At 67.8% G+C, this 26,585-nt stretch carries 31 protein-coding genes, 1 tRNA gene and 1 pseudogene; 21 read left to right on the forward strand and 12 right to left on the reverse strand.

Annotation, left to right across the window (positions count from 1 at the left end; genetic code table 11):
• Positions 1 to 6: 6 nt before the first annotated feature.
• Complete coding sequence (gene mutL, locus RCO27_RS03455; protein WP_309001244.1) at positions 7 to 1,827, reverse strand: DNA mismatch repair endonuclease MutL; 1,821 nt, start codon at positions 1,825 to 1,827, stop codon at positions 7 to 9.
• A 155-nt stretch (positions 1,828 to 1,982) separates the two neighbouring features.
• Here mutL and RCO27_RS03460 point away from each other — a divergent pair, with 155 nt between their 5' ends.
• The 7 genes from RCO27_RS03460 to RCO27_RS03490 all read left to right on the forward strand — a co-directional run bounded on the left by RCO27_RS03460 (position 1,983) and on the right by RCO27_RS03490 (position 9,742).
• Complete coding sequence (locus tag RCO27_RS03460) at positions 1,983 to 3,026, forward strand: rod shape-determining protein (protein ID WP_309001245.1); 1,044 nt, start codon at positions 1,983 to 1,985, stop codon at positions 3,024 to 3,026.
• A gap of 145 nt (positions 3,027 to 3,171) precedes the next feature.
• Positions 3,172 to 4,221, forward strand: coding sequence for a rod shape-determining protein MreC (gene mreC / locus RCO27_RS03465; protein ID WP_309001246.1), 1,050 nt, complete (start codon positions 3,172 to 3,174; stop codon positions 4,219 to 4,221).
• A complete protein-coding gene (locus RCO27_RS03470; protein WP_309001247.1) occupies positions 4,218 to 4,733 on the forward strand; it encodes a rod shape-determining protein MreD in 516 nt (171 codons plus the stop codon). Before mreC ends, RCO27_RS03470 begins: the two co-directional genes overlap by 4 nt.
• Positions 4,730 to 6,652: a penicillin-binding protein 2 gene (gene mrdA, locus RCO27_RS03475; RefSeq protein WP_309001248.1), complete on the forward strand. Its 1,923-nt coding sequence runs from the start codon at positions 4,730 to 4,732 to the stop codon at positions 6,650 to 6,652. Before RCO27_RS03470 ends, mrdA begins: the two co-directional genes overlap by 4 nt.
• A gap of 5 nt (positions 6,653 to 6,657) precedes the next feature.
• Complete coding sequence (gene rodA, locus RCO27_RS03480; RefSeq protein WP_309001904.1) at positions 6,658 to 7,773, forward strand: rod shape-determining protein RodA; 1,116 nt, start codon at positions 6,658 to 6,660, stop codon at positions 7,771 to 7,773.
• Between the two features lie 84 nt (positions 7,774 to 7,857).
• Positions 7,858 to 7,933 (forward strand) — tRNA-Lys (locus RCO27_RS03485).
• Positions 7,934 to 8,089: 156 nt separating this feature from the next.
• The gene (locus tag RCO27_RS03490; protein WP_309001249.1) at positions 8,090 to 9,742 is read left to right on the forward strand and encodes a thiamine pyrophosphate-binding protein; all 1,653 of its coding nucleotides are present in this window, start codon (positions 8,090 to 8,092) and stop codon (positions 9,740 to 9,742) included.
• Here the strand turns inward: RCO27_RS03490 and RCO27_RS03495 are convergent.
• From RCO27_RS03495 to RCO27_RS03520, 6 genes are all read right to left on the reverse strand, one after another.
• Entirely contained in the window at positions 9,739 to 10,443 is a 705-nt protein-coding gene (locus RCO27_RS03495; protein WP_309001250.1) for an ankyrin repeat domain-containing protein, read from the reverse strand. The two genes, RCO27_RS03490 and RCO27_RS03495, sit on opposite strands and share 4 nt — an antisense overlap.
• Before the next feature lie 85 nt (positions 10,444 to 10,528).
• Positions 10,529 to 10,699, reverse strand: a complete 171-nt coding sequence (locus RCO27_RS03500) for a CsbD family protein (protein WP_309001251.1) — start codon at positions 10,697 to 10,699, stop codon at positions 10,529 to 10,531.
• Positions 10,700 to 10,789: 90 nt separating this feature from the next.
• The gene (locus tag RCO27_RS03505; protein WP_309001252.1) at positions 10,790 to 11,440 is read right to left on the reverse strand and encodes a protein-L-isoaspartate(D-aspartate) O-methyltransferase; all 651 of its coding nucleotides are present in this window, start codon (positions 11,438 to 11,440) and stop codon (positions 10,790 to 10,792) included.
• A 64-nt stretch (positions 11,441 to 11,504) separates the two neighbouring features.
• Positions 11,505 to 11,888, reverse strand: a complete 384-nt coding sequence (locus tag RCO27_RS03510; RefSeq protein ID WP_309001253.1) for a hypothetical protein — start codon at positions 11,886 to 11,888, stop codon at positions 11,505 to 11,507.
• Between the two features lie 125 nt (positions 11,889 to 12,013).
• Entirely contained in the window at positions 12,014 to 12,166 is a 153-nt protein-coding gene (locus tag RCO27_RS03515) for a hypothetical protein (RefSeq protein ID WP_309001254.1), read from the reverse strand.
• Positions 12,167 to 12,248: 82 nt separating this feature from the next.
• Positions 12,249 to 13,058 (reverse strand): thiazole synthase, encoded by an 810-nt coding sequence (locus tag RCO27_RS03520; RefSeq protein WP_309001255.1) that lies wholly within the window; start codon positions 13,056 to 13,058, stop codon positions 12,249 to 12,251.
• A 125-nt stretch (positions 13,059 to 13,183) separates the two neighbouring features.
• Between RCO27_RS03520 and RCO27_RS03525 the strand changes: the two genes are divergently transcribed.
• A complete protein-coding gene (locus RCO27_RS03525) occupies positions 13,184 to 13,624 on the forward strand; it encodes a hypothetical protein (protein WP_309001256.1) in 441 nt (146 codons plus the stop codon).
• Between the two features lie 8 nt (positions 13,625 to 13,632).
• Here RCO27_RS03525 and thiS read toward each other — a convergent pair whose 3' ends face one another.
• Positions 13,633 to 13,851 carry a sulfur carrier protein ThiS gene (thiS, locus tag RCO27_RS03530; RefSeq protein ID WP_374990349.1) on the reverse strand — a complete coding sequence of 73 codons (219 nt, stop codon included), beginning with the start codon at positions 13,849 to 13,851 and terminating at the stop codon, positions 13,633 to 13,635.
• A 48-nt stretch (positions 13,852 to 13,899) separates the two neighbouring features.
• Here thiS and aroQ point away from each other — a divergent pair, with 48 nt between their 5' ends.
• From aroQ to aat, 11 genes are all read left to right on the forward strand, one after another.
• A complete protein-coding gene (aroQ, locus tag RCO27_RS03535) occupies positions 13,900 to 14,340 on the forward strand; it encodes a type II 3-dehydroquinate dehydratase (protein WP_309001257.1) in 441 nt (146 codons plus the stop codon).
• Between the two features lie 52 nt (positions 14,341 to 14,392).
• The gene (gene accB, locus RCO27_RS03540; protein WP_309001258.1) at positions 14,393 to 14,881 is read left to right on the forward strand and encodes an acetyl-CoA carboxylase biotin carboxyl carrier protein; all 489 of its coding nucleotides are present in this window, start codon (positions 14,393 to 14,395) and stop codon (positions 14,879 to 14,881) included.
• 123 nt (positions 14,882 to 15,004) lie between these two features.
• On the forward strand, positions 15,005 to 16,354 hold the full coding sequence (gene accC, locus RCO27_RS03545) for an acetyl-CoA carboxylase biotin carboxylase subunit (protein ID WP_309001259.1): 1,350 nt from the start codon (positions 15,005 to 15,007) through the stop codon (positions 16,352 to 16,354).
• 106 nt (positions 16,355 to 16,460) lie between these two features.
• The gene (locus RCO27_RS03550) at positions 16,461 to 16,625 is read left to right on the forward strand and encodes a hypothetical protein (protein ID WP_309001260.1); all 165 of its coding nucleotides are present in this window, start codon (positions 16,461 to 16,463) and stop codon (positions 16,623 to 16,625) included.
• Between the two features lie 18 nt (positions 16,626 to 16,643).
• Positions 16,644 to 16,790, forward strand: coding sequence for a hypothetical protein (locus tag RCO27_RS03555; RefSeq protein WP_309001261.1), 147 nt, complete (start codon positions 16,644 to 16,646; stop codon positions 16,788 to 16,790).
• A gap of 34 nt (positions 16,791 to 16,824) precedes the next feature.
• The gene (locus tag RCO27_RS03560) at positions 16,825 to 17,316 is read left to right on the forward strand and encodes a hypothetical protein (protein ID WP_309001262.1); all 492 of its coding nucleotides are present in this window, start codon (positions 16,825 to 16,827) and stop codon (positions 17,314 to 17,316) included.
• Between the two features lie 5 nt (positions 17,317 to 17,321).
• Positions 17,322 to 17,543: a hypothetical protein gene (locus tag RCO27_RS03565; protein ID WP_309001263.1), complete on the forward strand. Its 222-nt coding sequence runs from the start codon at positions 17,322 to 17,324 to the stop codon at positions 17,541 to 17,543.
• Between the two features lie 82 nt (positions 17,544 to 17,625).
• Entirely contained in the window at positions 17,626 to 18,324 is a 699-nt protein-coding gene (locus RCO27_RS03570; RefSeq protein ID WP_309001264.1) for a hypothetical protein, read from the forward strand.
• Positions 18,325 to 18,334: 10 nt separating this feature from the next.
• A complete protein-coding gene (gene arsC, locus RCO27_RS03575) occupies positions 18,335 to 18,676 on the forward strand; it encodes an arsenate reductase (glutaredoxin) (RefSeq protein WP_309001265.1) in 342 nt (113 codons plus the stop codon).
• Positions 18,677 to 18,743: 67 nt separating this feature from the next.
• Positions 18,744 to 19,487: a ParA family protein gene (locus tag RCO27_RS03580; protein WP_309001266.1), complete on the forward strand. Its 744-nt coding sequence runs from the start codon at positions 18,744 to 18,746 to the stop codon at positions 19,485 to 19,487.
• 31 nt (positions 19,488 to 19,518) lie between these two features.
• Positions 19,519 to 20,256 carry a leucyl/phenylalanyl-tRNA--protein transferase gene (gene aat / locus RCO27_RS03585; RefSeq protein WP_309001267.1) on the forward strand — a complete coding sequence of 246 codons (738 nt, stop codon included), beginning with the start codon at positions 19,519 to 19,521 and terminating at the stop codon, positions 20,254 to 20,256.
• Between the two features lie 35 nt (positions 20,257 to 20,291).
• Here aat and RCO27_RS03590 read toward each other — a convergent pair.
• The 4 genes and pseudogenes from RCO27_RS03590 to RCO27_RS03605 all read right to left on the reverse strand — a co-directional run.
• Positions 20,292 to 20,687: pseudogene (locus RCO27_RS03590) on the reverse strand (DUF2155 domain-containing protein); the annotation flags it as partial.
• A gap of 3 nt (positions 20,688 to 20,690) precedes the next feature.
• Positions 20,691 to 21,071, reverse strand: a complete 381-nt coding sequence (locus RCO27_RS03595; protein ID WP_309001268.1) for an NADH:ubiquinone oxidoreductase subunit NDUFA12 — start codon at positions 21,069 to 21,071, stop codon at positions 20,691 to 20,693.
• 60 nt (positions 21,072 to 21,131) lie between these two features.
• Positions 21,132 to 21,740: a cold shock domain-containing protein gene (locus tag RCO27_RS03600; protein ID WP_309001269.1), complete on the reverse strand. Its 609-nt coding sequence runs from the start codon at positions 21,738 to 21,740 to the stop codon at positions 21,132 to 21,134.
• 53 nt (positions 21,741 to 21,793) lie between these two features.
• A complete protein-coding gene (locus RCO27_RS03605; RefSeq protein ID WP_374990350.1) occupies positions 21,794 to 22,231 on the reverse strand; it encodes a regulatory protein RecX in 438 nt (145 codons plus the stop codon).
• Positions 22,232 to 22,422: 191 nt separating this feature from the next.
• Here RCO27_RS03605 and RCO27_RS03610 point away from each other — a divergent pair, with 191 nt between their 5' ends.
• Together RCO27_RS03610 and RCO27_RS03615 are read left to right on the forward strand one after the other, a co-directional pair.
• Positions 22,423 to 24,156, forward strand: coding sequence for a fatty acyl-AMP ligase (locus RCO27_RS03610; RefSeq protein WP_309001270.1), 1,734 nt, complete (start codon positions 22,423 to 22,425; stop codon positions 24,154 to 24,156).
• 84 nt (positions 24,157 to 24,240) lie between these two features.
• Positions 24,241 to 26,580 (forward strand): EAL domain-containing protein, encoded by a 2,340-nt coding sequence (locus RCO27_RS03615; protein ID WP_309001271.1) that lies wholly within the window; start codon positions 24,241 to 24,243, stop codon positions 26,578 to 26,580.
• Positions 26,581 to 26,585 lie beyond the last annotated feature (5 nt).

Genomic DNA, 26,585 nt, shown 5'->3' on the forward strand with positions numbered 1-26,585 from the left:
TTCCGGTCATTTCCGCCCGAACAGCTTCTCGATATCGCCGTGCGCCAGCTTCACCCAGGTGGGGCGGCCGTGATTGCACTGGCCGCTGTGCGGGGTGACCTCCATCTCGCGGAGCAGCGCATTCATCTCGGCGACGGAGAGGATGCGGCCGGCGCGGACGCTGCCGTGGCAGGCCATGGTCGCGGCGACGAGATCGAGCTTCTCCTTGAGCGACAGCGCCGAATCGAATGCCGTCAGCTCATCGGCGAGATCGGTGACGAGGCCCTTCACGTCGCCGGCGCCGAGCAGGGCCGGCGTTGCGCGCACCAGCACGGCACGCGCGCCGAACCGCTCCAGCTCCAGGCCCATTTCCGCCAGCTCCGCGATCCGCGCCTCGATCCGGTCGCAGGCGGGCTCGTCCAGTTCGACTACTTCGGGGAGGAGCAAAGCCTGGCGCGCAACGCCGCCATTGGCCATCGCCCGGCGCATCCGTTCCAGCACCAGCCGTTCGTGCGCCGCATGCTGATCGACGAGGACGAGCCCGTCCTCCGCCTCGGCGACGATATAGGTGGCGGCGACCTGGCCGCGCGCCACGCCGAGCGGGAAGAAGGATGCCTCGGGTGGCGCTTCGACGGCTGGTTCGGCGCGAGCGTGGGGAGCGTAGTCGAGGTGGCGATCGCGCAATGTCCCCTCTCCCCCGGGGGGAGAGGGCCAGGGTGAGGGGGTTCCCACATATGAGGGGAAGCGCTGCTCATCGAGCCTGTACTGGTCAGGCCGTACCCTCTCACCCCAACCCTCTCCCCCTCGGGGAGAGGGAGCTTGCCAATTGCCCAGCGCGCCCGCATTCGGCCGCTGTGCCGAGCGGTGGCCGGCCTCGTCCAGCGCTTGCCTCAGGCCGCCGACGATCAGCCCCCGGATGCTGCCGGGATCGCGGAAGCGGACCTCGGTCTTGGCGGGATGGACGTTCACGTCGACCTCGTCGGTCGGCAGGTCGACGAACAGGGCGAGCACCGGATGACGATCACGGGCAAGCAGGTCCTGATAGGCGGCGCGCACCGCGCCGATCAGCAGCCGGTCCTTCACCGGACGGCCGTTGACGAAGAGATATTGATGATCGGCGACACCGCGGTTGAAGGTCGGCAGGCCCGCCACCCCGCCGAGCCGGGCCGCCCCGCGGACGTAGTCGATGGCGAGGCTGTTGGCGGCGAGCTCGCGGTCGGTGAGCCCCGCCACCCGCGCCGGCCTGTCCTCGCCGGGCTGGACGGCGAGCGTGCGCCGGCCGTCATGATCGAGGGTGAAGCCGATATCGGGCCGCGCCATGGCGAGCCGTTTCACCACGTCGAGGCAGGCCGCATATTCGCTGCGTTCCGAGCGCAGGAACTTGCGCCGCGCCGGCACCTTCTCGAACAGGCCCTCGACCGTGACCCGGGTGCCGGGCGGCAGCGCGGCCGGCCCTTCCTCTTGGAGCTTGCCGTTGTCGATCGTGCGCGACCACCCGTCAGCGCCCCGCACGCGACTCTCGATCGTCACACGGGCAACGCTCGCGATCGAGGGCAGCGCCTCGCCGCGAAAGCCCAGAGTGGTGACCGCGTCGATCTCGTCTCCGGGCAGCTTCGACGTCGCGTGCCGCTCCAGTGCCAGCGCGATCTCGTCCGGCGCCATGCCGCAACCGTCGTCGGCGACCTCGATCCGCCCGATCCCGCCGCCCGCCAGGCTGACAGCGATCCGCGTCGCGCCGGCATCGATCGCATTCTCGACCAACTCCTTCAGCGCGCTGGCGGGTCTTTCCACCACTTCACCGGCGGCGATCCGGTTGACGAGATGCTCGGGCAAACGCCGTATTGACATGATTGCAGCTCTATACGAAGCCGCGCCGACCCGCGAGACGCGTTCGCACATCTTTGTGGACCGGGGGCGCGGGACCATCCTATAGACACACCTTCGGGAAGGGTCGGGGCTTTTCCCGACGGCCGCCCGGAACCCCACACGACACAAGGACGCGCATGTCCATTCTCAACTTCTTTCGACTTCCGTCGCACGACATGGCGATTGACCTCGGCACCGCCAACACCGTCGTCTACGTGCGCGGCCGCGGCGTCGTCCTCAACGAGCCCTCGGTGGTGGCGATCGAGACGATCAACGGCGTCAAGCGCGTCAAGGCCGTCGGCGACGACGCCAAGCTGATGATGGGCAAGACCCCGGATCAGATCGAGGCGATCCGCCCCTTGCGCGACGGCGTGATCGCCGACATCGACGTCGCCGAGCAGATGATCAAGCACTTCATCCAGAAGGTGCACGGCCGCCGCCGCTTCCCGCGCTGGCCGGAAATCGTGATCTGCGTGCCCTCGGGCTCTACCTCGGTCGAGCGGCGCGCGATCCGCGACGCGGCCTCCAATGCCGGCGCGCGGCAGGTCTATCTGATCGAGGAGCCGATGGCCGCCGCGATCGGCGCCGACATGCCGGTGACCGAGCCGATCGGATCGATGGTCGTCGACATCGGCGGCGGGACGACGGAAGTCGCGGTGCTCAGCTTGCGCGGCCTTGCCTACACCACCTCGGTGCGGGTCGGCGGCGACAAGATGGACGAGGCGATCTCCTCCTATGTCCGCCGCAACCACAATCTGCTGATCGGCGAGGCGACCGCCGAGCGGATCAAAAAGCAGGTCGGCATCGCCAAGCCGCCCGCCAATGGCGAGGACGGCGAGACCGTGCACATCAAGGGCCGCGACCTGGTCAACGGCGTGCCCAAGGAGATTACGATCAACCAGCGCCAGATCGCGGAAGCGCTCAGCGAGCCGGTCGGCACGATCGTCGAGGGCGTGCGCATCGCGCTCGAGAACACCGCGCCGGAGCTCGCCGCTGACATCGTCGACCAGGGCATCGTCCTCACCGGCGGCGGCGCGCTCCTGAAGGGCCTCGATGAAGTGCTGCGCGACGAGACGGGGCTGCCGGTCACCGTCGCCGACGACCCCCTCACCTGCGTCGCGCTCGGCACCGGCCGCGCGATGGAGGAGGAAGTCTTCCGCGGCGTGCTGCAGACGGCCTAGGTCGTCCGTCCGGGAGGCGGTTGTGCGAGCCAACCTCTTTTCCTCGTCATGCCAGCGAAAGCTGGCATCCATGCTGACGCCGAAGCGGGCAGCGCGTAAAGATTCGGCTTGGACCCCAGCCTTCGCTGGGGTGACGAGGACCTAGGTGGCGTCGCCTAAGAACCGTAGACCGGGCTATTCCCGCAAGGCGCAATACGGCCTGTTTCTGGGCTATGTCGTCGCCGTCGCCGGTATCGTCGTGGCGGTGCTGCTGCTGATCATCGCCGCGATCGATCCGCGCGGCTTCTCGGCGATCCGCGGCGCGGCGCTCGATGCGACCACCCCGGTGAGCAGCGGCGGACGCAGCGTCGTGCGCTTCTTCGGCGGCATCGGCGACACGGTCTCCAACTACTTCCGCGCCGGATCGCAGAATGCGCGGCTTCAGGCCGAGCTCGCCGAAACCCGCCGCGAGCTGATCCGCAGCAAGGCGGCGGAATCGGAGAATCAGCGGCTGCTGCGGCTGCTCGGCCTCGCCCGCCAGACGACGGACGAGATTACCCAGGCGCGCATCGTCGGCTCCTCGTTCCAGGCGCCGCGGCGCCTGGCAACCCTGTCGGCGGGACGTTCGGCCGGCGTCGCCAACGGCATGCCGGTACGCGCGCCGGAGGGGCTGATCGGCCGGGTGATCGAGACCGGCCGCTGGGCGTCACGCGTGCTGCTCGTCACCGACGGCTCCAGCAACGTTCCGGTCCGCCTCGTCCGCGATGGCACGCCGGCGATCGCGGTCGGCCGGGGCGACGGGACGATCGAGCTCAGAACCCTCGAAGTGGGCGAGAATCCGTTTCGCCCGGGCGACATCCTCGTCACCTCGGGCATCGGCGGTGTCTTCCCGCCGGACGTGCCGGTCGCGCGCGTGAACCGGCTCGACGGCGATACGGCGATCGCCCGGCCGCTCGCCGACCCGTCGCGCACCGACTTCGCCATCGTCCAGCGCGCCTACCAGCCGGCGGTCGAAGGGCCGCTCGACGCCGCGCCGCAGCAGCCGGTCGCGCCGCCGGTCCTCGGCCGGCCGTCGGCCACGCAAACCCCTGCCGCCGCCGACACCACGCCGCCCAACCGGCAGAATAACCCGAATTATCAGCCGGCCTTGCAGCAGCAGCCGGGGGTTCAGACGCAGCCCCCCGCCGCGCCGCCGCCGGCCGGGACGCCCCGATGAGCCGGATCGCCGGATCGAGCACCGAGGTCGCGATCCGCGACCTGCGCAACCGGTTCGTGCCGCTGATCTCGACCATTGCGGCAATCTGCCTGGTGCTGCTGCCTTTCGTGGCTGCCGCGCCGCTCATTCCCGATCTCGGCTTCCTCACCCTCATCACCTGGCGACTGCTGCGTCCGGAAATCTGGTCGGCGAACATGGCGCTCGGCCTGGGTCTGCTGAACGATCTCGTCGCCGGCAATCCGCTCGGCCAATCCATGCTGCTGTGGACCAGCGCCTTCCTGGTCTTCGACCTGATCGACAGCCGCCTCGGCTTTCGCGACTATTGGATGGACTGGCTGATCGCAGCGGGCGCGATCGCCTTCCAGACGGTCGGCGCCTGGTATATCGCTTTGCTCATGGGCAGCGACGTGTTGGCAACCGTGGTGGTGCCGCAACTCATCGTCGGCATCCTCGCCTATCCGGTGGTGGCGCGGCTCGTGCTCGCGCTCGACCGGTGGAGGCTGGCGCGATGAAATGGCTGAAAGGCCCCCCGGCCACCGAGGCCAGCATGGCGACGAGCTTCACCCGCCGCGCCATGCTGGTCGGCGTCGTCCAGGCGGGCCTCGCCGCGGTGCTTGCCGGGCGGATGGGCTATATCGCGATCGCCCAGAACCAGCGCTACTCCGACCTCGCCGAATCGAACCGCATCCAGGAGCGGCTGATCCCGCCGCGGCGCGGCTGGATCGTCGACCGGCACGGCCAGCCCATGGCCTCGAACCGTTCGGATTTCCGTGTCGATCTGATTCCCGACCAGCTCGAGGACCCGGAGCGGGTGATCGCCCAGCTGACCCGCATCCTCGGCCTCGCGCCCGAGGCGGTCGCCAAGATCCGCGAGGACCTGGAGGCCGCCCAGGGCTTCCAGCCGGTGCCGGTGGCCGAGCATCTCTCCTTCGAGAAGTTCGCCGAAGTCACGGTCCGCCTGCCCGAGTTGCCCGGGGTCGCGCCGCTGCGCGCCTTCGCCCGCTTCTATCCGGAGGGTGCGGCGGTCGGCCATCTGATCGGCTATGTCGGCACGCCCAACCGACAGGAATATGAGGGCGAGAATCGCAACCCGCTGCTCCTCGCCCCCGGCTTCAAGGTCGGCAAGGAAGGCCTCGAGCAGGTCATGGAATCGCGGCTGCGCGGTCATCCCGGAGCGGCGCGGATCGAGGTGACGGCGCGCGGACGCCTGGTGCGCGAGCTCCGTACCCGCCCCGACGTCTCCGGCCCGCCGCTCCGGACCACCATCGATGCGGGCCTGCAAAGCTATGCCGCGCGCCGGCTGGGCGAGGAATCGGGCGCCTGCGTGGTCCTCGACTGCAGCAGCGGCGACATCCTGTGCATGGCCTCGATGCCGGCCTACGATCCCAACAGCTTCTCCGACGGCATCAGCCATTCCGAATGGAACATGATGTCGCAGGACGAGCGCCATCCGCTGATCAACAAGACGCTGAACGCGCTCTATCCGCCGGGCTCGACCTTCAAGCCGGCGGTGGCGATGGCGGTGATGGAAGCCGGCGTCGACCCCGAGGAGACGGTGAGCTGCGGCGGCGGCTATTACTTCGGCGGACGCCGTTTCGGCTGCCTCGGCGTGCACGGGCCGATGAACCTGCACCGCGCGATCGCCAAGAGCTGCAACACCTATTTCTACACGATGGGCCGGCGGATCGGGATCGAGCGTTTCTCGGCCATGGCGAAACGGCTCGGGCTCGGCCAGCGCTTCGGCGAGCTGCCGGTCGTCTCGCAAAGCTATGGCACCATGCCCGATCCGGAGTGGAAGCGGCGGCGACACAATCAGGACTGGAGCCAGTCCGATACGCTCAACGCCTCGATCGGCCAGGGCTATGTGATCCTCAACCCGCTCCAGCTTGCGGTGATGGCCGCGCGGGTCGCCTCCGGGCTTGATCTGCAACCCCGTCTCCTTCAGGGGCGCCATCCGGCCCCCGGCGCCCTGCCCTTCAATGCGGCGAGCTTCGCCGCCGTCCGCTCCGGGATGGACGAGGTCGTCAACGGCAACGGCACCGCCGGGCGGAGCCGCCTGCCCTTCCCCGACATCCGCATGGCCGGCAAGACCGGCACGGCGCAGGTGCGCAACATCGTCGACGCCAATCGCGGCCGCGCCGGCACGCCCTGGCGTTATCGTGACCACGGCCTGTTCGTCTTCTTCGCGCCAGTCGACCGGCCGCTTTATGCCGGCGCGGTCGTCATCGAACACGGCCTCGGCGGCGCCCGCGCCGCGGCGCCGGTCGCCAGCGACGTGCTCACCTATCTGTTCGACAAGGACAAGGCGATGCAGCGCCTGACCGCGCTCGAGCAGGGCTGGGGCGGCGCCATCGGCGAGCGCATGGCCCGCCGCGCCGCAGCCTGGACCGCCAGTGGCGGCCCGCCGCCCGCCGCCGACGGGACGACCTGATGGCGATCTCGCTGGTGCCGCGCCAGGTTGCGGAGTTGCCCTGGCGCCTGTTGTGGGTGGTGATCGCGCTCGGCGCCGCGGGCGTCGTCGCGCTCTATTCCGCGGCGGGCGGCTCGATGACACCCTGGGCGATCAACCATGTCGCCCGTCTCGTCCTGTTCTTCGGTCTCGCCATCGGCCTCTCCTATATACGGCCGCAGACGTTCCAGGACTTCGTCTGGCTCGGCTATGGCGGCGGCATCCTGCTGCTCATTCTCACGCTCGCGCTCGGCGTGATCGGCGGCGGCGCGCGCTCCTGGCTCGAGCTGGGCTTCCTGCGCATCCAGCCGTCCGAGTTGATGAAACCGATCCTGGTGCTCGTCCTTGCCCGCTTCTATTCGATGGTGCCGCCGCGCGAGATCCGGCGCTGGTCGGCGATCTGGCCCACAGGCGTGTTCCTCGCCCTGCCGATCCTGCTCATCCTGCTCCAGCCTGACCTCGGCACCGCGGCGCTCATCGTCCTCACCACGATCGCGATGATGTTCCTGGCCGGCCTGCCGCTCTCCCTCTTCATCGGCGGCGCGCTGGCGGTCGCGGCGGCGATCCCGATCGCTTTCTCCTTCCTGCTGCCGCATCAGCAGCAGCGCGTGCTGATCTTCCTCAATCCGGAGCAGGACCCGCTGGGCGCCGGCTACCACATCCAGCAGTCGCAGATCGCGATCGGCTCGGGCGGCCTGTTCGGCAAGGGCTTCCTCAACGGCTCCCAGAGCCACCTCCAATATCTCCCCGCACAGCACACCGACTTCATCTTCGCCGCGATCGCGGAGGAATGGGGCCTGGCCGGCGGCGTCGTGCTGATCTTCCTGTTTTACCTGCTGTTGCGCTGGGGCATGGGGGTGGCGAGCGAGGCGCGCGGCCGCTTCGAGCGCCTGGCCGCCGCGGGCCTCACGATGACGATCTTCTTCTACATCGCGATCAATCTGATGATGGTGATGGGCCTGGCGCCGGTCGTCGGCATCCCCCTTCCCCTCGTCTCCTATGGCGGATCGGCGATGCTGACGGTGATGATCTGCCTTGGGATCCTGATGGCGATCGACCGCCAGACCCGCCGCGATCCGCGCCGCGGCACGCCGCCTTTCTAAGACGGTTGCAATCGCGCGCCGCCGCCACTAAATGGCCCCTTCCCGCGGGGCCGCCATGCTGCCACCGCGCGCCGAAATGGTGACGGACGCATAGCTCAGTTGGTAGAGCAGCTGACTCTTAATCAGCGGGTCCTAGGTTCGAGCCCTAGTGCGTCCACCATATTTTCAATCGCTCACCAAATGCTGTTGCTATGAGCTTTCGGGCTCGCGATGGCCACGTGATCACCGGATAATCACCAAGAATTGGTCTGTTCGCTCAGTTCGCCCACTTCCAGTCGATCTTTCCAATCCTCGCGAAGCACATTACGCCCCGCGCATGACCCAAAGACGCACCGGCGGCCGCATCCTGATCGACAATCTGCTGGCACAGGGATGCGATCGCATCTTCACCGTCCCCGGCGAGAGCTTCCTCGCCGCGCTGGACGCGCTTCACGACACGCCTGAGATCGACCTCGTCGTCTGCCGGCAGGAGGGCGGCGTCGCCTATATGGCCGAGGCGGACGGGAAGATGACCAGGCGGCCCGGCGTCGCCTTCGTGACGCGCGGCCCGGGGGCGACCAACGCGTCGGTCGGCGTCCATGTTGCCTTCCAGGATTCGACGCCGATGATCCTGCTGATCGGCGACGTCGCGCGCGGCGACCGCGACCGCGAAGGCTTCCAGGAGGTCGATTTCGGCGCGATGTTCGCGCCGCTCGCCAAATGGGTCGGGCGGATCGAGGATGCGCGGCGGATTCCGGAATATGTCTCGCGCGCCTATGCGACGGCGTGTGGAGGGCGGCCGGGGCCGGTGGTGCTGATCCTGCCCGAGGACATGCTGAGGGACGAGGTCGAGACCGGGGACCGACCGAAGAACGCCTGCTTCGCCCAGGCCGCCGACCCGCTCGCGGTCGGCGCGATGATGGACCTCTTGAAGGGCGCCGCATCGCCGGTCGCGATCGTCGGCGGCGTCGGCTGGTGCAAGGGCACGGCGCATCACTTCACCGAGTTCGCCGAGCGGATCGGCCTGCCCGTCGCGGTCGCCTTCCGCCGCCAGGATTCGGTACCGAACGACAGCCCGGTCTATGCCGGCAATCTCGGCTACGGGCCGAACCCGAAGCTGGTCGAGCGGATCCGGGATGCGGACCTCGTGATCGCCGTCGGCGCCCGGCTCGGCGAGGCGACCACCGACGGCTATACGTTGATCACGCCCGATCATCCCGGCCAGACGCTCGTCCACGTCCATCCCGACCCGGAGGAGCTCGGCCGGGTCTACCGGACCGATCTGCCGATCTGCGCCGACATGTTCGAGTTCGCCGAGCTCTGCGCCGACTGGGAGGACGAGGTCATCCATTTCGATGCGGGCGCCGAGGCCCATGCCGAGTGGGAGGCCTGGACGACGCCCAAGCCGCGCGAAGGCGTCGTGCTCGATCTCGGCCAGTGCGTCGCCGCAATGCGCGCAAAACTCCCGGCCGACACGATCGTGTGCAACGGTGCGGGAAATTTCTCGGGCTGGTGGCACCGCTTCTGGCGCTACGGCCCCTGCCCCAGCCAGCTCGCGCCAACCAACGGCTCGATGGGCTATGGCCCGCCCGCCGCGGTCGCTGCGGCGTTGCGCTTTCCCGAACGGACGGTGGTCGCGGTCGCCGGCGACGGCGATTTCCTGATGAACGGTCAGGAGCTGGCGACCGCCGTCTCCCGCGGCGTCGATCTTCTTTTGATCGTGGTCGACAACGGCGCCTACGGCACGATCCGCATGCACCAGGAGCGCGACTATCCGGCACGCGTCTCCGGCACCAATCTCGTCAACCCGGACTTCGCCGCCCTCGCCCGTGCCTATGGCGGCTGGGCCGAGACCGTCACCGTCACTGCGGAATTCGCGCCGGCGCTGGAGCGGGCGATGGCCGAAAAAGGCGTCCGCCTCCTCCATCTCAAGACCGACGTCGAGCAGATCACCAGCACGACGACGATCGCCAGGCTGCGCGGCCGCTAGCCGCGCGCCAGCTGATCTGCGATGGCGCGATAGGCCGGGTCCTTCTTGCGCCGCAGGATGTCGGCCGCTGTCCGCCCCTGCGCATCGGCAATGTCGCCGCGCGCGCCGTGGCGGACGAACATCGCGAAGTGCCCGGGCGCGCTGCCCTTCTTGAGCATCATATGAAGCGCCGTGACGCCCTTGGCGTTGCGGAAGTTCGGATCGGCGCCACCGATCAGCAGCTCCTCGGCGGCATCGAACCGGCTCCACGCCACCGCGCCCATCAGCGGCGTCTCGCCGATCGCGGCGCCCTCCTCGATATCGGCGCCGCGGGCGAGCAGCAGCCGGATCGCCTCCCGGTCATGGTTCCAGGCGGCGGCGAACAGGCAGAAATTGGGATTGGCCCCGAGGTCGAGCAGATGCGCGGCGAGCGCCAGGTTCCGCCCGCGGCTGATCGCGAACCAGAGCGGCGTCGCCTGCCACTCGCCCTCCAGGAACGCCGGCGCATTCAGCCCGAGCCCGCGTTCGAGCAGCAGGTCGGCGGTACGGATGCTGTCCGCCGCATCACGCCCGTCGATCGGCGACCCGCAACAATGGTGCAGCCAGTTGCGGCCGCGCTCGTCGATGACGGCGATCAGATCCGGCCGCGCATCGAGTCCCTCGCCGATCTCCCGCCAACGAAAGGCGCGCACGCTCTCCTGCAAGCTCGTCTTGGACACCATGCGCCCTTCATAGCGCAGGTGAGCGGCCGTCCAAAGCAAAGGCCGCCCCAGGACGAGGCGGCCTCCCTCTCGCATGTCGCGTGCGTCAGATGTCGTCGCCGAGGGCGCCCTTCACCTTGCCGATGAACTGCTGACCCTTGCCCTTGGCTTCCTGGGCCGCGCCCTCGTCGCGGGTTTCGGGGTGCTTGCTCTGCTGCTTGAGCTTGCCGGCGGCTTCGTTGAGATTGCCTTTGATCTTGTCGGTCAGTTCGCCCATCGGACGGCTCCTGCTGGTTTGGCCCGGCGCCACCGTGACGCCGCCTAAGCCATTGAAGTCAGAACGAAGCTGGTGGCGCAGCGGTTCCGCTCACTTCCCTGTCCAGCCGGCCGCGCCGATCAGCGGGACGAACCGCACGGGGCAGAGCGACTCCCGCTCGAATGCGTCGGTGTCGACGCGCGTCACCCGCACCAGGTCCTGAATTTCGTGCGTGCCGCCGATCGGCATGACCAGCTGGCCCCCGACACGCAACTGATCGAGCAGCACCTGCGGCACATGGCTGCCGCTGGCGGCGGCAAGGATCGCGTCGAACGGCGCTTCGTCCGGCCATCCGGCCGAGCCGTCGCCATGGACGATCTCGACATTGCCGTAGCCCAGCCGCCGCATCCGCGCCGCCGCCAGCTCGGCCAACTCCGCGTGTCGCTCGATCGCGACGACGCGAGAGGCGATCCGGCCCAGGATCGCCGCCGCATAACCCGAGCCGGCGCCGATCTCGAGGACCGTGGCGCCGGGCGCGACGCCGGCCGCCTCGACCATCAGGGCCACGATATAGGGCTGGGAGATCGTCTGGCCCGCTTCGATTGGCAGCGGCCCATCCTCATAGGTCCGCGCCAACTGCGCGGGGGGCACGAATGCCTCGCGCGCGACCTCGCCCATCGCTGCCAGCACATGGGGATCGGCAATGCCGCGCGCGACGATCTGCCGCTCGACCATCGCCGCGCGGGCCGCCGCGAAGTCCATGCGCAGGTCCTAAACGTGGAGACCGCGACCGCATTCACGGTCGCGGTCCTTTGCAAGCGGATGGCTACTGGCCCTTTTCCCCATAGCCGCCCTTGTCGGAATAGTTCTGGTCGCTGCCCTGTCCCTTGTCCGGCCAGCCGCCCTTTTCCGGGTAACCGCCTTTCTCGGGAAGGTCGCCCCCCTGGTCGTCATAGCCGGGCTTCTGCGGATAGCCCTCGTCCGATGCGTCCTTGCCGCCGCCGGAATCGCCCTTGTCGGGATAGCCGCCCTTTTCGCCATATCCCTGGTCGCCACCCTTGTCGGCCCAACCACCTTTGTCCGGATAGCCGCCTTTGTCGGCGGAGCCGCCCTTCTCCAAGCCCTGGTCGCCTCCCTTTTCAGAGCCGCCCTGATCGGCGCCGGGCTTGTCCTGCCATCCACTCTTCTGCAGATTCTTCTCGTCGCTCATCCCCGATCCTCCACCTTGCGCGCAACGCGGCGTCGTGCCGGCGTCCAAACCCGCTAAACCGTCGAGACCACCGCCCGTTCCGGCACTCCAACGATCCTATCACCCGGAAGGGCGGCGAAGGAGTCCTAGCTTTGCTTGACCTGGCCCTTGTCGCCGGCGTGGGAGGCCTCGACACTGTCTGTCTTGATATCCTTCTCGCCACCTTCGCCCTTGTCGTCGCCGAGCTCATGATGGATCGATTCGTCGGGCTTGGCGGGCTTGCGTTCGCGATCGGTCACCGTCGCTCTCCTGATTGTCGAGAGACAACCATGCTGGCCCGCACGCGTTCCATTAGATCAGGCCGGCAAGCCGTCGCACTGCCTAGATCAACCCCGCAAGCGGACTCGATGGATCGGCATAGCGGCGCTGGCCCATGCGGCCGGCGCGGTAGGCGAGCCGGCCCGATTCGACCGCGAGCCGCATCGCGCGGGCCATCAGGATCGGATCCTTCGCTTCGGCAATGGCGGTGTTCATGAGCACGCCGTCGCAGCCCAGTTCCATGGCGACGCTCGCGTCCGAGGCGGTGCCGACGCCGGCATCGACCAGCACCGGCACGCCCGCGCCTTCGACGATCAGGCGGATCGTCACCCGGTTCTGGATGCCGAGGCCGGAGCCGATCGGCGCGCCCAGCGGCATGATCGCCACCGCGCCAGCCTCTTCCAGCTGCTTCGCGGCGATCGGATCGTCGACGCAATAGACCATCGGCTTGAATCCCTCCTTCACGAGGGTTTCCGTCGCCTTCAGCGTCTCGCGCATGTCGGGATAGAGCGTCTTCGCCTCGCCCAGCACCTCCAGCTTGACCAGGTCCCAACCACCCGCCTCGCGGGCCAGACGCAACGTGCGGATCGCTTCCTCTGCGGTAAAGCAGCCGGCGGTATTGGGGAGGTAGGTATAGCGCTTCGGGTCTATGAAGTCGGTCAGCAGCGGCTGGCCGGGATCGGAGATGTTCACCCGGCGGACCGCGACCGTCACGATCTCGGCGCCGGCCGCCTCGACCGCCGCGGCGTTCTGCGCGAAGTCCTTGTACTTGCCGGTGCCGACGATCAGTCGCGAACCGAAAGAATGACCGGCGACCGTCCAGCGGTCGTCCGCGCCGGTCAGGGGTGCCGCAAATCGGCCTTCTGCATTCACGCTCTGGTGTCCGTTCCGTTGGTGGAGTTCTTTCGCGATATAGTCACGAACGGCGGTCGCGAAAGCCATGGCTTTCAAGAGCGCGCCTCAAATCGTAAGCTATGGTCGATTCACGGAGGAAGCATATGCGGTTTGTCCGGCTCGCGATTCTGGCGCTGGCGGTCCTCTCCCTGCCCGCGACGGCGGCGACGCAGCAACGCGACATCGTCGTGCGCGGCGACGCCGCGCGCGTGGAGATCGAGCGCATCCTGGATGCCGACAATCTCGATACCTCGCAGCTCAGCCCGCGCGACGTCGTCGAGACCATGTCGGGGATCCCGCGCGGCGAGGCGCCGGAAGATTTCTGGGAGGCCTATCAGACCCATCTGCGCGCCTGGGAACGGCTTGCCACCGCGGTCGAGACGGTCCAGCAGCAGCAAAGCGAATCGACGTTCGTGGAGGGTGCCGACGAGCTGGTCGTCGCCCAGCAGGGCATCGACCTCACCTTCGACGAGGTGGAGCGGGTTGCCCGGCGCTACGGCGCCCGGCTGCCGACGCCGCGCGGCAACATCCTGCCGACCGTCTGAGCCGAGGCTTAGCCGCCGCCGACGAAGGTCACGATCTCGAAATCGTCGCCATCCTCGATCCGGACCTCGGCCAGCGTCGAACGCGGCACGATCTCGAAGTTGCGCTCGACTGCGACCTTGGTCGGCTCCAGCCCCAGCTCCAGCGCGAGATCGGCAATCGTCATGCCGTCGCGCACCCGCCGGTGCTCGCCATTGACGCGGATCGAAACAGTGCCGTCGTGAACCATTGAGCCAAGCCTTTGCAGCAGTGTCCGGGCGTCATATAGAAGCCCGCCATGGCGACGCCACCTCTGATCTTCGTCCTCAACGGACCGAACCTCAACCTGCTCGGCACGCGCGAGCCGGACATCTACGGCTCCGACACCCTCGACGACATCGCCGGGCGGCTGGAGGACAAGGCGAAGGACCTCGGCGTCACCGTCGACATCCGCCAATCCAATCACGAAGGGCATCTCGTCGACTGGATCCAGGAGGCGCAGGCCCGGGGGGCGAAGGCGGTGATCCTCAACGCTGCTTCCTACACGCACACGTCGATCGCGCTGCACGACACGATCAAGGGCGTGAGCGTGCCGGTGATCGAGGTGCACATCACCAATCCGCACCGCCGCGAGCCGTTCCGTCACGTCTCCTGGGTCGGGCAGGCGGCCAGGGGAACCATCGCGGGGTTCGGTGCGCTCGGCTACGAGCTGGCTCTGGACGCCGCCGCACGACTCTGACACAGGGGCGCCTTTTTCGGGGTTCCCCGTCAATGGGGGTGAAGAGGGTTCAATGAGCGACAAGAAGGGTTCCGACGAGCCGATGCGGATCGACACCGATCTGATCCGCCAGCTGGCCGACCTGCTGGCCGAGAACGATCTGAGCGAGATCGAGGTCGAGGACAGCGACCGGCGGATCGTCGTCAAGCGCAAGCTGAGCGTGGCGGCGGCGCCCGTTTATGCCGCACCGGCCGCGCCCGTCGCGCCGGCTGCGTCCGTGCCGCAGACCGCCGCGGCGCCAGCCGTTGCGGAAAATCCTGGCGGCCATCCCGGCACGGTCAAGTCGCCGATGGTCGGCACCGCCTATCTCGCCGGCGAGCCCGGCGCAGCCCCGTTCATCGGCGTCGGCGTGCAGGTCAATGCCGGCGACACGCTGCTGATCATCGAGGCGATGAAAGTGATGAACCCGATTACCGCGCCCAAGGCTGGCACGGTGAAGCAGATCCTGATCCAGGACGCGCAGCCGGTGGAGTTCGATCAGCCGCTGGTGATCGTCGAATAATGGTCGAGCCGATTTCCGTCATCCCGGCGAAGGCCGGGATCTCAGCGACAGTCCGCACCGGCGTCGATGCCGCGCTCTTCCTCCCTGAGGTCCCGGCCTTCGCCGGGACGACGCAGGGCTGACATGGCGATCCAGAAGGTCCTGATCGCGAATCGCGGCGAGATCGCGCTTCGCATCCATCGCGCCTGCCACGAAATGGGCATCAAGACGGTCGCAGTCCATTCGACCGCCGATGCCGATGCGATGCACGTCCGCCTTGCCGACGAGGCGATCTGCATCGGTCCTCCGCCCGCCGGCGAGTCCTATCTCAATATCCCCAACATCATCTCGGCCGCGGAGATCAGCCAGGCCGACGCGATCCATCCGGGCTACGGCTTCCTCAGCGAGAATGCGCGGTTCGCCGAGATTGTCGAATCGCACGACATCATCTGGATCGGCCCCAAGCCCGAGCACATCCGCACAATGGGTGACAAGATCGAGGCCAAGCGCACGGCCGCGCGGCTCGGGCTGCCGCTGGTGCCCGGTTCCGATGGTCCGGTGGAAGACCTGGCCGAAGCCAAACGCATCGCGGCCGAGGCCGGTTATCCGGTCATCATCAAGGCGGCTTCGGGCGGTGGTGGCCGCGGCATGAAGGTGTGCCAGTCCGAGGATCAGCTCGAGACGCTGATGCAGCAGGCCGGCAGCGAGGCGAAGGCCGCCTTTGGCGACGCCACCGTCTATATCGAGAAATATCTCGGCGACCCGCGCCATATCGAGTTCCAGATCTTCGGCGACGGCAACGGCAATGCGATCCATCTCGGCGAGCGCGACTGCTCGCTGCAGCGCCGCCACCAGAAGGTGCTGGAGGAAGCACCCTCCCCGGTCATCACGCCCGAGCAGCGCGAGGAGATGGGCCATCTCGTCGCCCGCGCCATGGCCGAGATGGGCTATCGCGGCGCCGGCACGATCGAGTTCCTCTACGAGAACGGCGAATTCTACTTCATCGAGATGAACACCCGGCTGCAGGTCGAGCATCCGGTGACCGAGGCGATCACCGGCCTCGACCTCGTCCGCGAGCAGATCCGCATCGCCGAAGGGCATCCGCTCACGCTGAGGCAGCAGGATGTGGTCTTTCGCGGCCATGCGATCGAGTGCCGGATCAATGCCGAGGACCCGGCGACCTTCGCCCCCTCGCCCGGCCTCGTCAGCCACTTCCACGCCCCCGGCGGCATGAACGTGCGCGTCGATAGCGGTCTCTACTCGGGCTACCGGGTGCCGCCCTACTACGACTCGATGATCGCCAAGCTGATCGTCTACGGCACGACCCGGGCCGGCGCGATGCGCCGCCTCAGGCGCGCGCTCGAGGAGTTCGTGATCGAGGGCGTCAGGACCACCATCCCCCTTCACCAGAAACTGCTCGACGATCCCGAGTTCCAGGAGGGCAGCTACACGATCAAGTGGCTGGAGGAATGGCTGCAGGAGCAGCGGGGCTGAGACGCTTCCCGAGTTGCCCGGCGCGCATTGGCCTTCACGAAATCCTTATGCTGGGCGGCCGCTATTCCTCTGGAAGCTTAACGGCCCGCGGCCCGATATCGGCCGCATGCCAGACCTCCGCACCCGCCGACACGAACTGACCGGCATCGCCCGGCTCTATCGCCGCTGGGCGCGGACGGCCGACTGGCTCGGCGCGCAGCGGCCGCTCGACCTCGCGCTCGGCGCGACCGCGATCCTCATGGGCATGATGCTGCTCGCGCGCGCCATGTGAACCCCGAAAGGCTTTCCCATGTCTCTCGACCCCCTCATAACCCTCGGCCTGATGCTCCTGCTCTGGGGCATCGGCATCGGCTACATCGTCATCATGGCCGCCCGCGAGGCGCGCACCGACAAGAAGACCGTCGCCTCCCGGCGGATGACGCACCGCAATCCCTGACGACGCGCGTGCCTTCCCTCCCCGGAGACCAACAATGGCAACCCAGTTCCATTCCCTTCCTTCCGCCTGGTCGGTGCTCGGCCTCTCGCCGCACCGGCTGATGCTCACGCGACGCACCGACATGCGCACGCCCGCATCCGCGCGACACCATGCCGAGGCCGGCCTGCTTGAGCAGATCGACCGGGCGCTTCAGACCTTGCACATTCATGGCCGCCATTCGGTCTTCCTCGTCGACACCGCCTGCGGCGACGGCCGGCTGCTCATCCATGCCGCCCGCCGCGCCCGCGCGCTCGGTTTCGTCGCGATCGATGCGAAGGGCTTCGATCCCGCACCCGAGCACATCGCCTTCGCGACCGCGGCGGCCGGCACCGTCCACGACCCGGCGATCGGCTTCGCGTTCACATTGCTGCCGACGGGCGGCACCCTGCCGATCGATGACGGCGAGGTCGACCTCGTCATCGGCCCCCGCGACGCGGAAACCGAGCGGCTGCTCGGCGAGTATGGCACCCTCGTCCATCGGAGCTGACCACCATGCCCGACCCGGCAAGTCCCGGTACGCCGGGCGAGCCGATCCTGCTCGTCGGTCAGGACCGCAAGGGCCACTGGGTGGTCCGCCACAGCCTCGGTCTGATCGAAGGCATTTTCGTCTCGCGTGCGGCAGCATTGCATTTCGCCCATCAGGAATGCCAGGCGATCCCCGGAATGCGCGTCGCACTGGCCGGCGCGGCGCTGAGCTCCGCGCTGGCCCGCTGATCGCACGGCCCGCTGATCTCGCTGGCCTTGTCCGACGGGTTTCAATAGGAGCGGACGCGTCGTCTCGATCTCGGAGACCGCCGTGTTCGCTTTCGCCGTCGCCCTGACCCTCGCCCAGGCCGCCGCCGCGCCGGAGACCGAGCCGTTCGTCGGACAGACCATCCCGGAGACGCAAAGCATCGTCTTCTGTCCAAGTGCCGAGGCCGCCGCGCGGATGCTGGACGACTATTACGAGGCCGGCCCGCACATCCTCGACACCGCGCGGTTCTTCGAGGGACTGCGGGAGACGGGCTGCACCCAGGAGGGTGGGCCGGTGACGGTGGACCGCATCGACCAGGCACGCACCTTTCCGCTGGGTGGAGGTCCCGAAACCCATATCCGCTTCGAAGGCCGCACCGCCTCGGGCACGCTGGTCCAAGCCATCGTCGACACCAAGGCCTTCCGGCCGCCGGCGTCCGAGCTCGACTCGTTCCTGGAATTGGTGGGCAGCGAGGGCGACATCGAGCTGAACGAAGAGCTGGATCTGCGCTGCCCGACCCTGGCGGCCGCCCGTGCGGTCGTCCAGGGCGTTCCCGAAGACGGTTCGAACAGCGAACGCCGGGCGCGCTTCGACGCGATCGCCAGCGCCCAAGGATGTACGTCCGCGACGGGCACGGTCAGGGTGACCGGCGTCTTCGAGTGGATCGGATTCGAAAGCCCGGACGGCCCGTACAATTATCAGGTGCTGTCAGCGGCGGTGGACGGTCAGGAAGTCGGTCTGCTGTTCAGCTTCGCGATCTAGGAGTCAGCGCATGAAAGCCACGATCTGGCACAATCCGAAATGCTCGACCTCGCGCAAGACGCTGGACCTCCTGAAGGAGGCTGGTGTCGAGGTCTCGGTCATCGAATATCTGAAGACCCCACCCGCGCGCGCCGAGTTGCAACGCCTCTATGCGCGCGCCGGAATGACGGCGCGCGATGGCCTCAGGACCAAGGAGCCGCTGGCGAGGGAGCTCGGCCTCGCCAACGCCGGCGAGGACGCGATTCTCGATGCAATGGTCGCCCATCCGATCCTGATCGAGCGGCCGCTGGTCGAGACGGAAAAGGGCGTTCGCCTTGGCCGTCCGATCGAGAAGGTGCGCGAAATCCTCTGACGGGCACTGTCCCCGGACTGTCATCAATCGCTCATAAACCCGTCGCCGAAAGGGAGACGGGCGGACGGTGCAGACGATCGCGGTCTATAGCCTGAAAGGCGGCGTCGGGAAGACCACCCTGGCGGTGAATCTCGCCTGGGCGGCAGCGGCTCGCTCGTCGCGCAAGACCCTGCTTTGGGATCTCGATCCGCAGGCGGCAGCCAGCTTCATGCTCGGCGCGGCTGTGAACGGCGGCAAGGACGCGCAGGCGGTGTTCGCCAAGGACCTCGATCCGGCAAAGCTGATCCGGATCACCCCGGTCCCCCGGCTCGACCTGCTGCCCGCCGATGCGTCGCTGCGCGGGCTCGATCATTTCCTGTTCGGCCTCGGCAAGAAGAAGCGCCTGTTGAAGCTGATCGAGGATGTCGGTCAGAATTACGACCGCGTCATCCTCGATGCGCCGCCGGGGCTCACCGAGACCAGCGAGCAGGTGCTGCGGGCCGCCGACCTGATCCTCGTGCCCGTCATCCCCTCGCCGCTGTCGCAGCGTGCGCTCGACGAGGTCGTCGCCTATCTCGACCGCCACGCGCTGCGTCGTGGACCGATCCTGCCGATCTACAACATGGTCGATCGTCGTCGCGCACTGCATCGCGCCGCTCTGGAAGCAAAGCCCGACTGGCCGGTCATCCCGATGGCGAGCGCGTTCGAGGCGATGAGCGCGACCCCGGAAGATGTCGGCGGCCTGTCCCCAAGTTCCCCGGCGGGCGCCGCGCTGCTCAGCCTGTGGAGCGGAATCGAGAAACGACTGGCGAAGCGCGCCAAATCCGGTTGACGCCCGCAACCCCAGGTCCGATTTCCATGCCATGGCGCTGGATCCGGACCTGCTGCTGCGCGCATATTCGATCGGCGCGTTTCCCATGTCCGACAGCCGTGATGCAGGCGACGTCTTCTGGGTCCAGCCGCGCCGTCGCGCGATCCTTCCGCTCGAGGGCTTCCACGCCTCGAAATCGCTGCGCAAACGACTGCGCGCGGGTCAATTCGAGGTTACCCGCGACCGCGCCTTCCCCGAAGTGGTCGCCGCTTGCGCGGATCGCGAGGACACTTGGATCAATGTCGAGATCGAGGAGAGCTACGCCCTGCTCCACCGGCTCGGCCACGCCCATTCTGTCGAGGTCTGGGACGGGAGGGAGTTGATCGGCGGGCTCTATGGAGTCGTGCTCGGCCGCGCCTTCTTCGGCGAGAGCATGTTCTCGCGCCGGACCGACGCGTCAAAGGTCGCGCTTGCATGGCTGGTGGCGCGGCTCAGGATCGGCGGCTTCACCCTGCTCGATTGCCAGTTCATGACCGAGCATCTGCGCAGCCTCGGCGCGGTGGAGATCACCCAGGAGCGCTATCTTCAGTTGCTGTCGTCGGCGCTCGGTGAGGGCGAAGGCGCCACTGTGTTGGCCGGCGGCGGAGGCGGAGGTTCTCCTTCCGGTGTCGGCTCGGCGGCCGGCGCCGCCGAGTTCGAGGCGCTGGACCGGTTGCTCGTCGCGCGCTCCGCCTCGACCGGCGTGCCGCCCGGATGGGTCATCGCGCAGCTCATCGGCCAGACGTCGTAGATCGGGTGCTCGACGACGTTGAGGCTCGGCGATTCCTTGTAGAGCCAGCCGGAGAAGACGCGCTGGAACTGTCCCTGCGGATTGCGCACATCGAGCTGGACGAAGGCGCCGGTCAGTTGCTGCACCTCCCAGGGCGCGGTCGTCTCGCAGGCGCGCAGGCGCAGGATCACATCGCCGGCACGGATCGCCTGGCCGGGGCGCAGGGTGAACTCGCGCATCTGTCCGTTGCGCTTGTTGAGCAGCCGCACCATTGCGATCCGCTCGGCCATCGGTGTCGTGCCCGCTGGCAGCTGCTCGACCGTTTGCGGCACGTCGACCGTTTCGGTGACGCCGTTCGTATCCTGATTGTTCTGCTGGGGCGCTCCCCCGGTTCCGCAGGCCCCGAGGGCGAGCAGGCCGGCGAGAAGGGCGGTCTTGCGGCGCGCCGACATGCCTCAGTCGGGCGTCCAAGCCTGATAGTCGCCCGTGGCTGCGGCGCGATGGCCGCCGCGCTCCAGTGCGCCGGGCGGGCGGTAGGCGAGCGCAGTGCCAGTCAGGTTGGGGGCCGGGGCGCGCAGGAACGGCGGCGCCGGCGGCAGCGCCTCATCCGGCACCGCGTCGATCTGCCGGGTGAGCCAGGCATACCATTCGGGCGGCACGCGGCTGACGTCGTTCGATCCCTGGTAGATCACCCAGCGGCGATCGTCCTTCGTCGATTCGAAATAGGCGTTGCCGGCCGCGTCCGTGCCGACCTTGCTGCCGTTGCGCCAGCTGTAGAGGGCTGTGCCGGTCGACGCGCCCTCCCACCAGGTGAAGAGATTCTTGAAGAAACCCATGGCCGAAGCGCCTAGCCCCGATAGACGACCGCGCGCAAGGCCTCGCGCGCGTCGAGCCGGTCAGGCCGGCTCGACCTCCACGGCGAGCGGCCCCTTGCGCCCGACCGCGATCCGCGCCCGCAGTGCCTGATCGGGCAGCAGGTCGTTGAGCCCGCCGCGCCGAACCGTTTCCATGTGAACGAAGATGTCCTCGTCCTCGTCGCCTTCGCGGACCAGGAAGCCGTAGCCACGCAGACGGTTGAACCATTTGACCCGAACCGGCTCGAACGCACCGGCATCGTCGAGCAGCGCCGACGGGTCGATCCGATCGGTGCTCGCGGGCGACACACGGCTCGCTTCCGGGACGATCGCCTGGCTGAGATCGATGCTGAGCACCTTGCGCGCCTGAAGGCCGCGTTCCTGCTCCACCACCAGGCACTCGACGATTGCGCCCTCGGGGAGACTGCGCCGGTCATGTTCCTTGAGCACGCTGAAATGAACCAGCACGTCCCCACCGACGTCCTCGCTGACCAGGAAGCCGAAGCCACGGGTCGCGTCGAACCATTTGATCGTGCCGGTGACGTGCAGCAGGCCGGACTCGTCATTGGCCGCCGTCGCCCCGCTCTCGCCGGGCGCGGGGGAAGGTCCAGCCAGGCTTTCCTCACGCGACATGATCAGCTGAATCCCCATAGGGCTGCTACCGTAGAACTACCATGGTTTTGCCGTTTGTGAACCATCGGCATTTACACAGCGTCCGGTTCCGGGACCTCGCCCGGCCGGGCCGACACCAAGCGTCGCGCCAGATCGAGAGGATGACCTGCCCGAAGCATTGCTGCAAGCGCCTTTTCACGCGCTGGCCGGTCAGCTTCCGCAAGCGCGAAAGGGCCGATCTTGCGTCGTTCGGCAAAGCGGAGGGCCGCGTCCCATGCACCTTCGCGTGCGGCAGCCCTGGCTTCCAGCCCGTCATCCTCGGCTATTCCGGCCACCCGCAACGCTTCGCCGACCCGTGCCGCGCCGTAGCCGCGCCGCCCGAGCGACGCGGCGCGCGCCTTTGCAAAGGCGCGATCGTCGACATAGCCGAGCGCCACAATCCGCTCGACAAGGTCTGCTACGTCGGCTTCCTCCGAGCCCGTCCAGCCTCTCTCGCGCAGCTTTCGGTTCAGATAGGCGCCAAGACGCACGCGAGTCGTCGCATAGCGGCCGACATAAGCGAGCGCCGTTTCTTGCAACCGTTCCGCATCGAGCGGCGGGCGTGGCTTGCGAAGGCGGTTCCTTTGCACGCCATGTTTGTGCCACAGTCGAGCCGGATTATGAACGCGCTCTGTCGTCTATGGGCGACGGTTGAACTGTATTTTCGGGACCCGTTGCCCCAATGACCGCATTGCTCCAGCCGACCCCCACCGACGACGACCTTGCGCGTCGCTATGCCGACTTCGCGACCATGACCGAGGCGCTCGATTATGTCGCGCGCGGTCACCGCGGCATGAATTTCCATGATGCGCGGGCGACGCTCGTGCGTGTCTATCCCTATGCGGAGCTGCGCGCTGAGGCGCTTTCACATGCGCACCGCTTTCTCGCGCGCGGCCTCGGCCCCGGCGCGCGCGTTGCGCTGATCGCCGAAACGGCCCCGGAATTCGTCGCACTCTTCTTCGGCGCGCTGTATGCTGGCGCCTGGCCGATCCCGCTGCCGCTGCCGACCTCTTTCGGCGGACGCGATGCCTATATCGAGCAGCTCAAGGTTCAGCTGAACAGCGCCGAGCCCGACTTGCTTCTCTATCCGGCCGAGCTCGTCATGGCCGGTGCCGCCGCAGAGGCGAGCGGCGTCGCAGGCCTGGATTGGGAAACCTTCGCCGGCGAGACCGCGCCGGCTGTCGAACTCCCCGAAACCAGGCCCGACGACATCGCCTATCTGCAATATTCGAGCGGTTCCACCCGCTTTCCGCACGGCGTCGTCATCACCCACCAGCAGCTGCTCAGCAACCTCGCGGCACATTCGCACGCGATGCACATCGGCGATGGCGACCGGGGCATTTCCTGGCTCCCCTTCTACCACGACATGGGCCTGGTCGGCTGCATGCTCTCGATGGTCGCCAACCAGGTGTCGGTCGATTATCTGAAGACCGAGGATTTCGCGCGGCGGCCGCTGGCCTGGCTCGATCTCATCACGCGCAACCAGCAGAACTCGATGAGCTACTCGCCGACATTCGGCTACGACATCTGCGCACGCCGCGTCTCGAGCCAGACCGACGTCGTCAATCGTTTCGACCTGTCGCGCTGGCGGGTGGCGGGCAACGGCGCCGACATGATCCGGCCCGACGTCATGCAGGCGTTCGTCGACACCTTCGCACAGGCCGGGTTCAAGGCGTCGAGCTTCGTCCCCAGCTATGGCCTGGCCGAGGCGACCCTCGCGGTCACGGTGATGCCGCCGGGCGAGGGGATCGTCATCGAGATGGTCGAGGAAACCTTGCTCGCCGGCGGCACGCCCGGCGAACGGGACCGGCCGCAACGCTACCGCGCCGTGGTCAATTGCGGCAAGCCGGTGCGCGGCATGGATGTGGCTATCCGTGGCGACGACGGCTCGCCGATCGGCGAGCGTGAGATCGGCCGGGTCTTCTGCCGCGGCACGTCCGTGATGGTGGGCTATTTCCGCGACGAGGAGGCGACCGCTGCCTGCCTTGATGTGGAGAATTGGCTCGACACCGGCGACATGGGCTACATCTCGAACGGCTATCTCTACATCGTCGGCCGCGCCAAGGACATGATCATCATCAATGGCAAGAACCATTGGCCCCAGGACATCGAATGGGCGGTGGAGCAATTGCCGGGTTTCAAGGCCGGCGACATCGCCGCTTTCTCGATCACCACGCCGGGTGGCGAGGAGACGCCGGCGGTGCTCGTCCAGTGCCGCACCTCGGATCTCGACGAGCGCGGACGCCTGCGCGAAGCGATCCGCGAGCGAGTTCGGGCGATCACCGGCATCAACTGCGTCGTCGAGCTTGTGCCGCCCCGGTCGCTCCCCCGGACCAGCTCGGGCAAGCTCTCGCGGGCCAAGGCTCGCAATCTCTATCTTTCGGGTGAGATCCAGACGTACGACATCGCGGCCTAAGCGGCTGATTTGTTGCGGCTCCTGAACGAGTTGAGATAACGCTTCACTAACGCTTCGCGTCTAAGCATTCCTTCAGGGAGCGCCATGACCGACAAGAGCCTGCCCGAGCTGGACTGGCGCGTGGTCCTGAACCGCGCCGCCCCTCCTGAAAGCAGGGGTTGGGGACGGGTGCGCGCCGCACAGCTCCAGGAAATGAGCAAGGCGCTGGTCGTCGGCGGCTGGGGACAGTGCTTCAACGCGGTCCTCATCGTCTACATGCTGTTCGGCCAGGTGCCGCTTCCCGAAATCGGTCTGTGGGTCGGCAGCCTCGCGCTGCTGATGTGCTATATCGTCGGTCACAGGCGAAAGCTCGGCCATCGCCAGCTCCATTCCCTGCCGCGGCGAACGCTGAACCGGGCCGCCTATCACAGCATCTTCTTCGGCCTCGTGTGGTGCGTGCCGGCGCGATATTTCTTCGAACACGCCAACCACGGCCAGCAGCTCGCGCTGGGCGTGATGACGGCCACGATGATGGCCGGCGCCGCCTTCATCTTCTCACCCGTGCCGGCTGCGGCCTTCGCCTATGTGGCGATCATGGGCGTCGCCGTCACGCATATGCTGGCGACGACGGACTCGCTCGTCATCGCGATGATCGGCCCGATCTATACGACGACGATGCTGATCATCGTGCTCCTGAACGGCCGCGCCTTCATGCAGCGCACGTTTCTCGACCTGAGGCTCGAGGAACGCGAGGAAACGGTCAGCCTCCTGCTGCGCGAATATGAGAACAGCGATGCGGACTGGCTGTGGCAGACCAATTCCAGCCTCGCGCTCAAGAACGTGTCGGCCCGCTTCGCCCGCGCGCTCGGCCGCAGCGCCGAGGAGGTGGAAGGCATGTCGCTTCTCGATCTGCTGCGCACGGTGCCGCGGCTCGACCAGACGGCCCGGCGGGCGCTGGCTCAGGCCGAGGCGAGCGTGGCGCGTCGCGAGGCGATTGCCGAGCTCGTCATCCCCGTCCCGGTCGGCGACGGCATCAAGTGCGTCGAGCTGTCCGGGCGACCAAGCATCGGCAAGGGCGGACGCTTCATCGGCTATCACGGGGTCGGCTCCGACGTGACGGTGGCACGCCAAGCGGCCGACCGGATCGCCCATATGGCGCGGCACGACGCGCTGACCGGGCTGCCCAATCGCCTTCTGCTCGTCGAGAATCTCGCGTCGGCGATCGCAGGCACGAAGCAGGATGGCAGCGACTGCGCGCTGCTGCTCGTGGACCTGGACCGCTTCAAGACGATCAACGACAGTCTCGGCCATATTGCGGGCGATCATGTCCTGCAGCAGGTGGCGCACTGCTTCGAGACCGTCATCTCCGACGATATGACCGCGGGCCGCCTCGGGGGCGACGAATTCGCGGTGGTGGTGCCCCGGGTGGAAAGCCGCGGCGAGCTGGAGCAGCTCTGCCTCGCCTTGGTCGGGGCGTTACAGGGCCCGTTCCTCTATCGCGACCAGCGGCTGTTCGTGGGCGCGAGCATCGGCGTCGCGATCGGGCCGCGCGACGGCGAGACGGTCGAGGAGCTGATCCGCAGTGCCGACCTTGCGCTCTACCGGGCCAAGGATGGGAACGGCAACGACATCCGCTTCTTCGAGCCGGCGCTGCAGGCGCGGGCGGAAGAACGGCGAAGGATCGAGATTGCGTTGCGCGGCGCCGTCGATGCCGGCGAGCTGTCCCTGCAATATCAGCCGGTGGTCGACGCCGGGATGCTCAGGATCGGCAGCTTCGAGGCGCTGCTGCGCTGGCACAATCCCGAGCTCGGCCAGGTGTCGCCGGCCAAGTTCATCCCGATCGCCGAGGAGACCGGCATGCTCGGCCGGATCGGCGAATGGGTGCTGCGCATGGCCTGCCGGGAGGCGACGCAATGGCCGGACGACGTCGCGGTCGCGGTCAACGTCTCCCCGCGCCAGCTCCACGACCCGGGTTTCATCGTCACCCTGATCTCGGCGCTGACCCAGGCCGGCCTCGAGCCGCGGCGGCTGGAGCTCGAGGTGACGGAGACGGTGTTCCTGGAGCTCACCGCCGCGACCCAGAAGATTCTCCAGCAGATCCAGAGCCTCGGCGTCCGCCTTGCCATGGACGATTTCGGCACCGGCTATTCCTCCCTGGGCTACCTCCGCAAGGCCGACTTCGACACGCTCAAGATCGATCGCTCCTTTGTCCAGTCGATCAGCGCCGAGGACCCGGAGAGCAGCGCGATCGTCCGCGCCGTTGTCGCGCTCGCCGGCAGCCTCGGCATGAAGACGGTGGCGGAGGGCGTCGCCAACGAGGAGCAGCTCGCCCTCGTCCGCGCGCTCGGCTGCGACCGCGTCCAGGGCTATATCTTTTCCCGACCCGTCTCGGCCGCCGCCGCGCGGGCGCTGCTGGCCGAGCAAGGCGCCGCGGCGGCGGCCTGACTCCG

Origin of the sequence: Sphingosinicella sp. LHD-64 (assembly GCF_031157375.1) — a bacterium.
Taxonomy (GTDB): Bacteria; Pseudomonadota; Alphaproteobacteria; order Sphingomonadales; family Sphingomonadaceae; genus Allosphingosinicella.

Coding starts and splice junctions, on each gene's coding strand:
- mutL (WP_309001244.1), bottom strand. CDS start 1,827: ATGTCAATACGGCGTTTGCCCGAGCATCTCGTCAACCGGATCGCCGCC.
- RCO27_RS03460 (WP_309001245.1), top strand. CDS start 1,983: ATGTCCATTCTCAACTTCTTTCGACTTCCGTCGCACGACATGGCGATT.
- RCO27_RS03470 (WP_309001247.1), top strand. CDS start 4,218: ATGAGCCGGATCGCCGGATCGAGCACCGAGGTCGCGATCCGCGACCTG.
- mrdA (WP_309001248.1), top strand. CDS start 4,730: ATGAAATGGCTGAAAGGCCCCCCGGCCACCGAGGCCAGCATGGCGACG.
- RCO27_RS03490 (WP_309001249.1), top strand. CDS start 8,090: ATGACCCAAAGACGCACCGGCGGCCGCATCCTGATCGACAATCTGCTG.
- RCO27_RS03495 (WP_309001250.1), bottom strand. CDS start 10,443: ATGGTGTCCAAGACGAGCTTGCAGGAGAGCGTGCGCGCCTTTCGTTGG.
- RCO27_RS03500 (WP_309001251.1), bottom strand. CDS start 10,699: ATGGGCGAACTGACCGACAAGATCAAAGGCAATCTCAACGAAGCCGCC.
- RCO27_RS03505 (WP_309001252.1), bottom strand. CDS start 11,440: ATGGACTTCGCGGCGGCCCGCGCGGCGATGGTCGAGCGGCAGATCGTC.
- RCO27_RS03510 (WP_309001253.1), bottom strand. CDS start 11,888: ATGAGCGACGAGAAGAATCTGCAGAAGAGTGGATGGCAGGACAAGCCC.
- RCO27_RS03525 (WP_309001256.1), top strand. CDS start 13,184: ATGCGGTTTGTCCGGCTCGCGATTCTGGCGCTGGCGGTCCTCTCCCTG.
- thiS (WP_374990349.1), bottom strand. CDS start 13,851: ATGGTTCACGACGGCACTGTTTCGATCCGCGTCAATGGCGAGCACCGG.
- aroQ (WP_309001257.1), top strand. CDS start 13,900: ATGGCGACGCCACCTCTGATCTTCGTCCTCAACGGACCGAACCTCAAC.
- accB (WP_309001258.1), top strand. CDS start 14,393: ATGAGCGACAAGAAGGGTTCCGACGAGCCGATGCGGATCGACACCGAT.
- accC (WP_309001259.1), top strand. CDS start 15,005: ATGGCGATCCAGAAGGTCCTGATCGCGAATCGCGGCGAGATCGCGCTT.
- RCO27_RS03550 (WP_309001260.1), top strand. CDS start 16,461: ATGCCAGACCTCCGCACCCGCCGACACGAACTGACCGGCATCGCCCGG.
- RCO27_RS03555 (WP_309001261.1), top strand. CDS start 16,644: ATGTCTCTCGACCCCCTCATAACCCTCGGCCTGATGCTCCTGCTCTGG.
- RCO27_RS03560 (WP_309001262.1), top strand. CDS start 16,825: ATGGCAACCCAGTTCCATTCCCTTCCTTCCGCCTGGTCGGTGCTCGGC.
- RCO27_RS03565 (WP_309001263.1), top strand. CDS start 17,322: ATGCCCGACCCGGCAAGTCCCGGTACGCCGGGCGAGCCGATCCTGCTC.
- arsC (WP_309001265.1), top strand. CDS start 18,335: ATGAAAGCCACGATCTGGCACAATCCGAAATGCTCGACCTCGCGCAAG.
- aat (WP_309001267.1), top strand. CDS start 19,519: ATGGCGCTGGATCCGGACCTGCTGCTGCGCGCATATTCGATCGGCGCG.
- RCO27_RS03595 (WP_309001268.1), bottom strand. CDS start 21,071: ATGGGTTTCTTCAAGAATCTCTTCACCTGGTGGGAGGGCGCGTCGACC.
- RCO27_RS03600 (WP_309001269.1), bottom strand. CDS start 21,740: ATGGGGATTCAGCTGATCATGTCGCGTGAGGAAAGCCTGGCTGGACCT.
- RCO27_RS03610 (WP_309001270.1), top strand. CDS start 22,423: ATGACCGCATTGCTCCAGCCGACCCCCACCGACGACGACCTTGCGCGT.
- RCO27_RS03615 (WP_309001271.1), top strand. CDS start 24,241: ATGACCGACAAGAGCCTGCCCGAGCTGGACTGGCGCGTGGTCCTGAAC.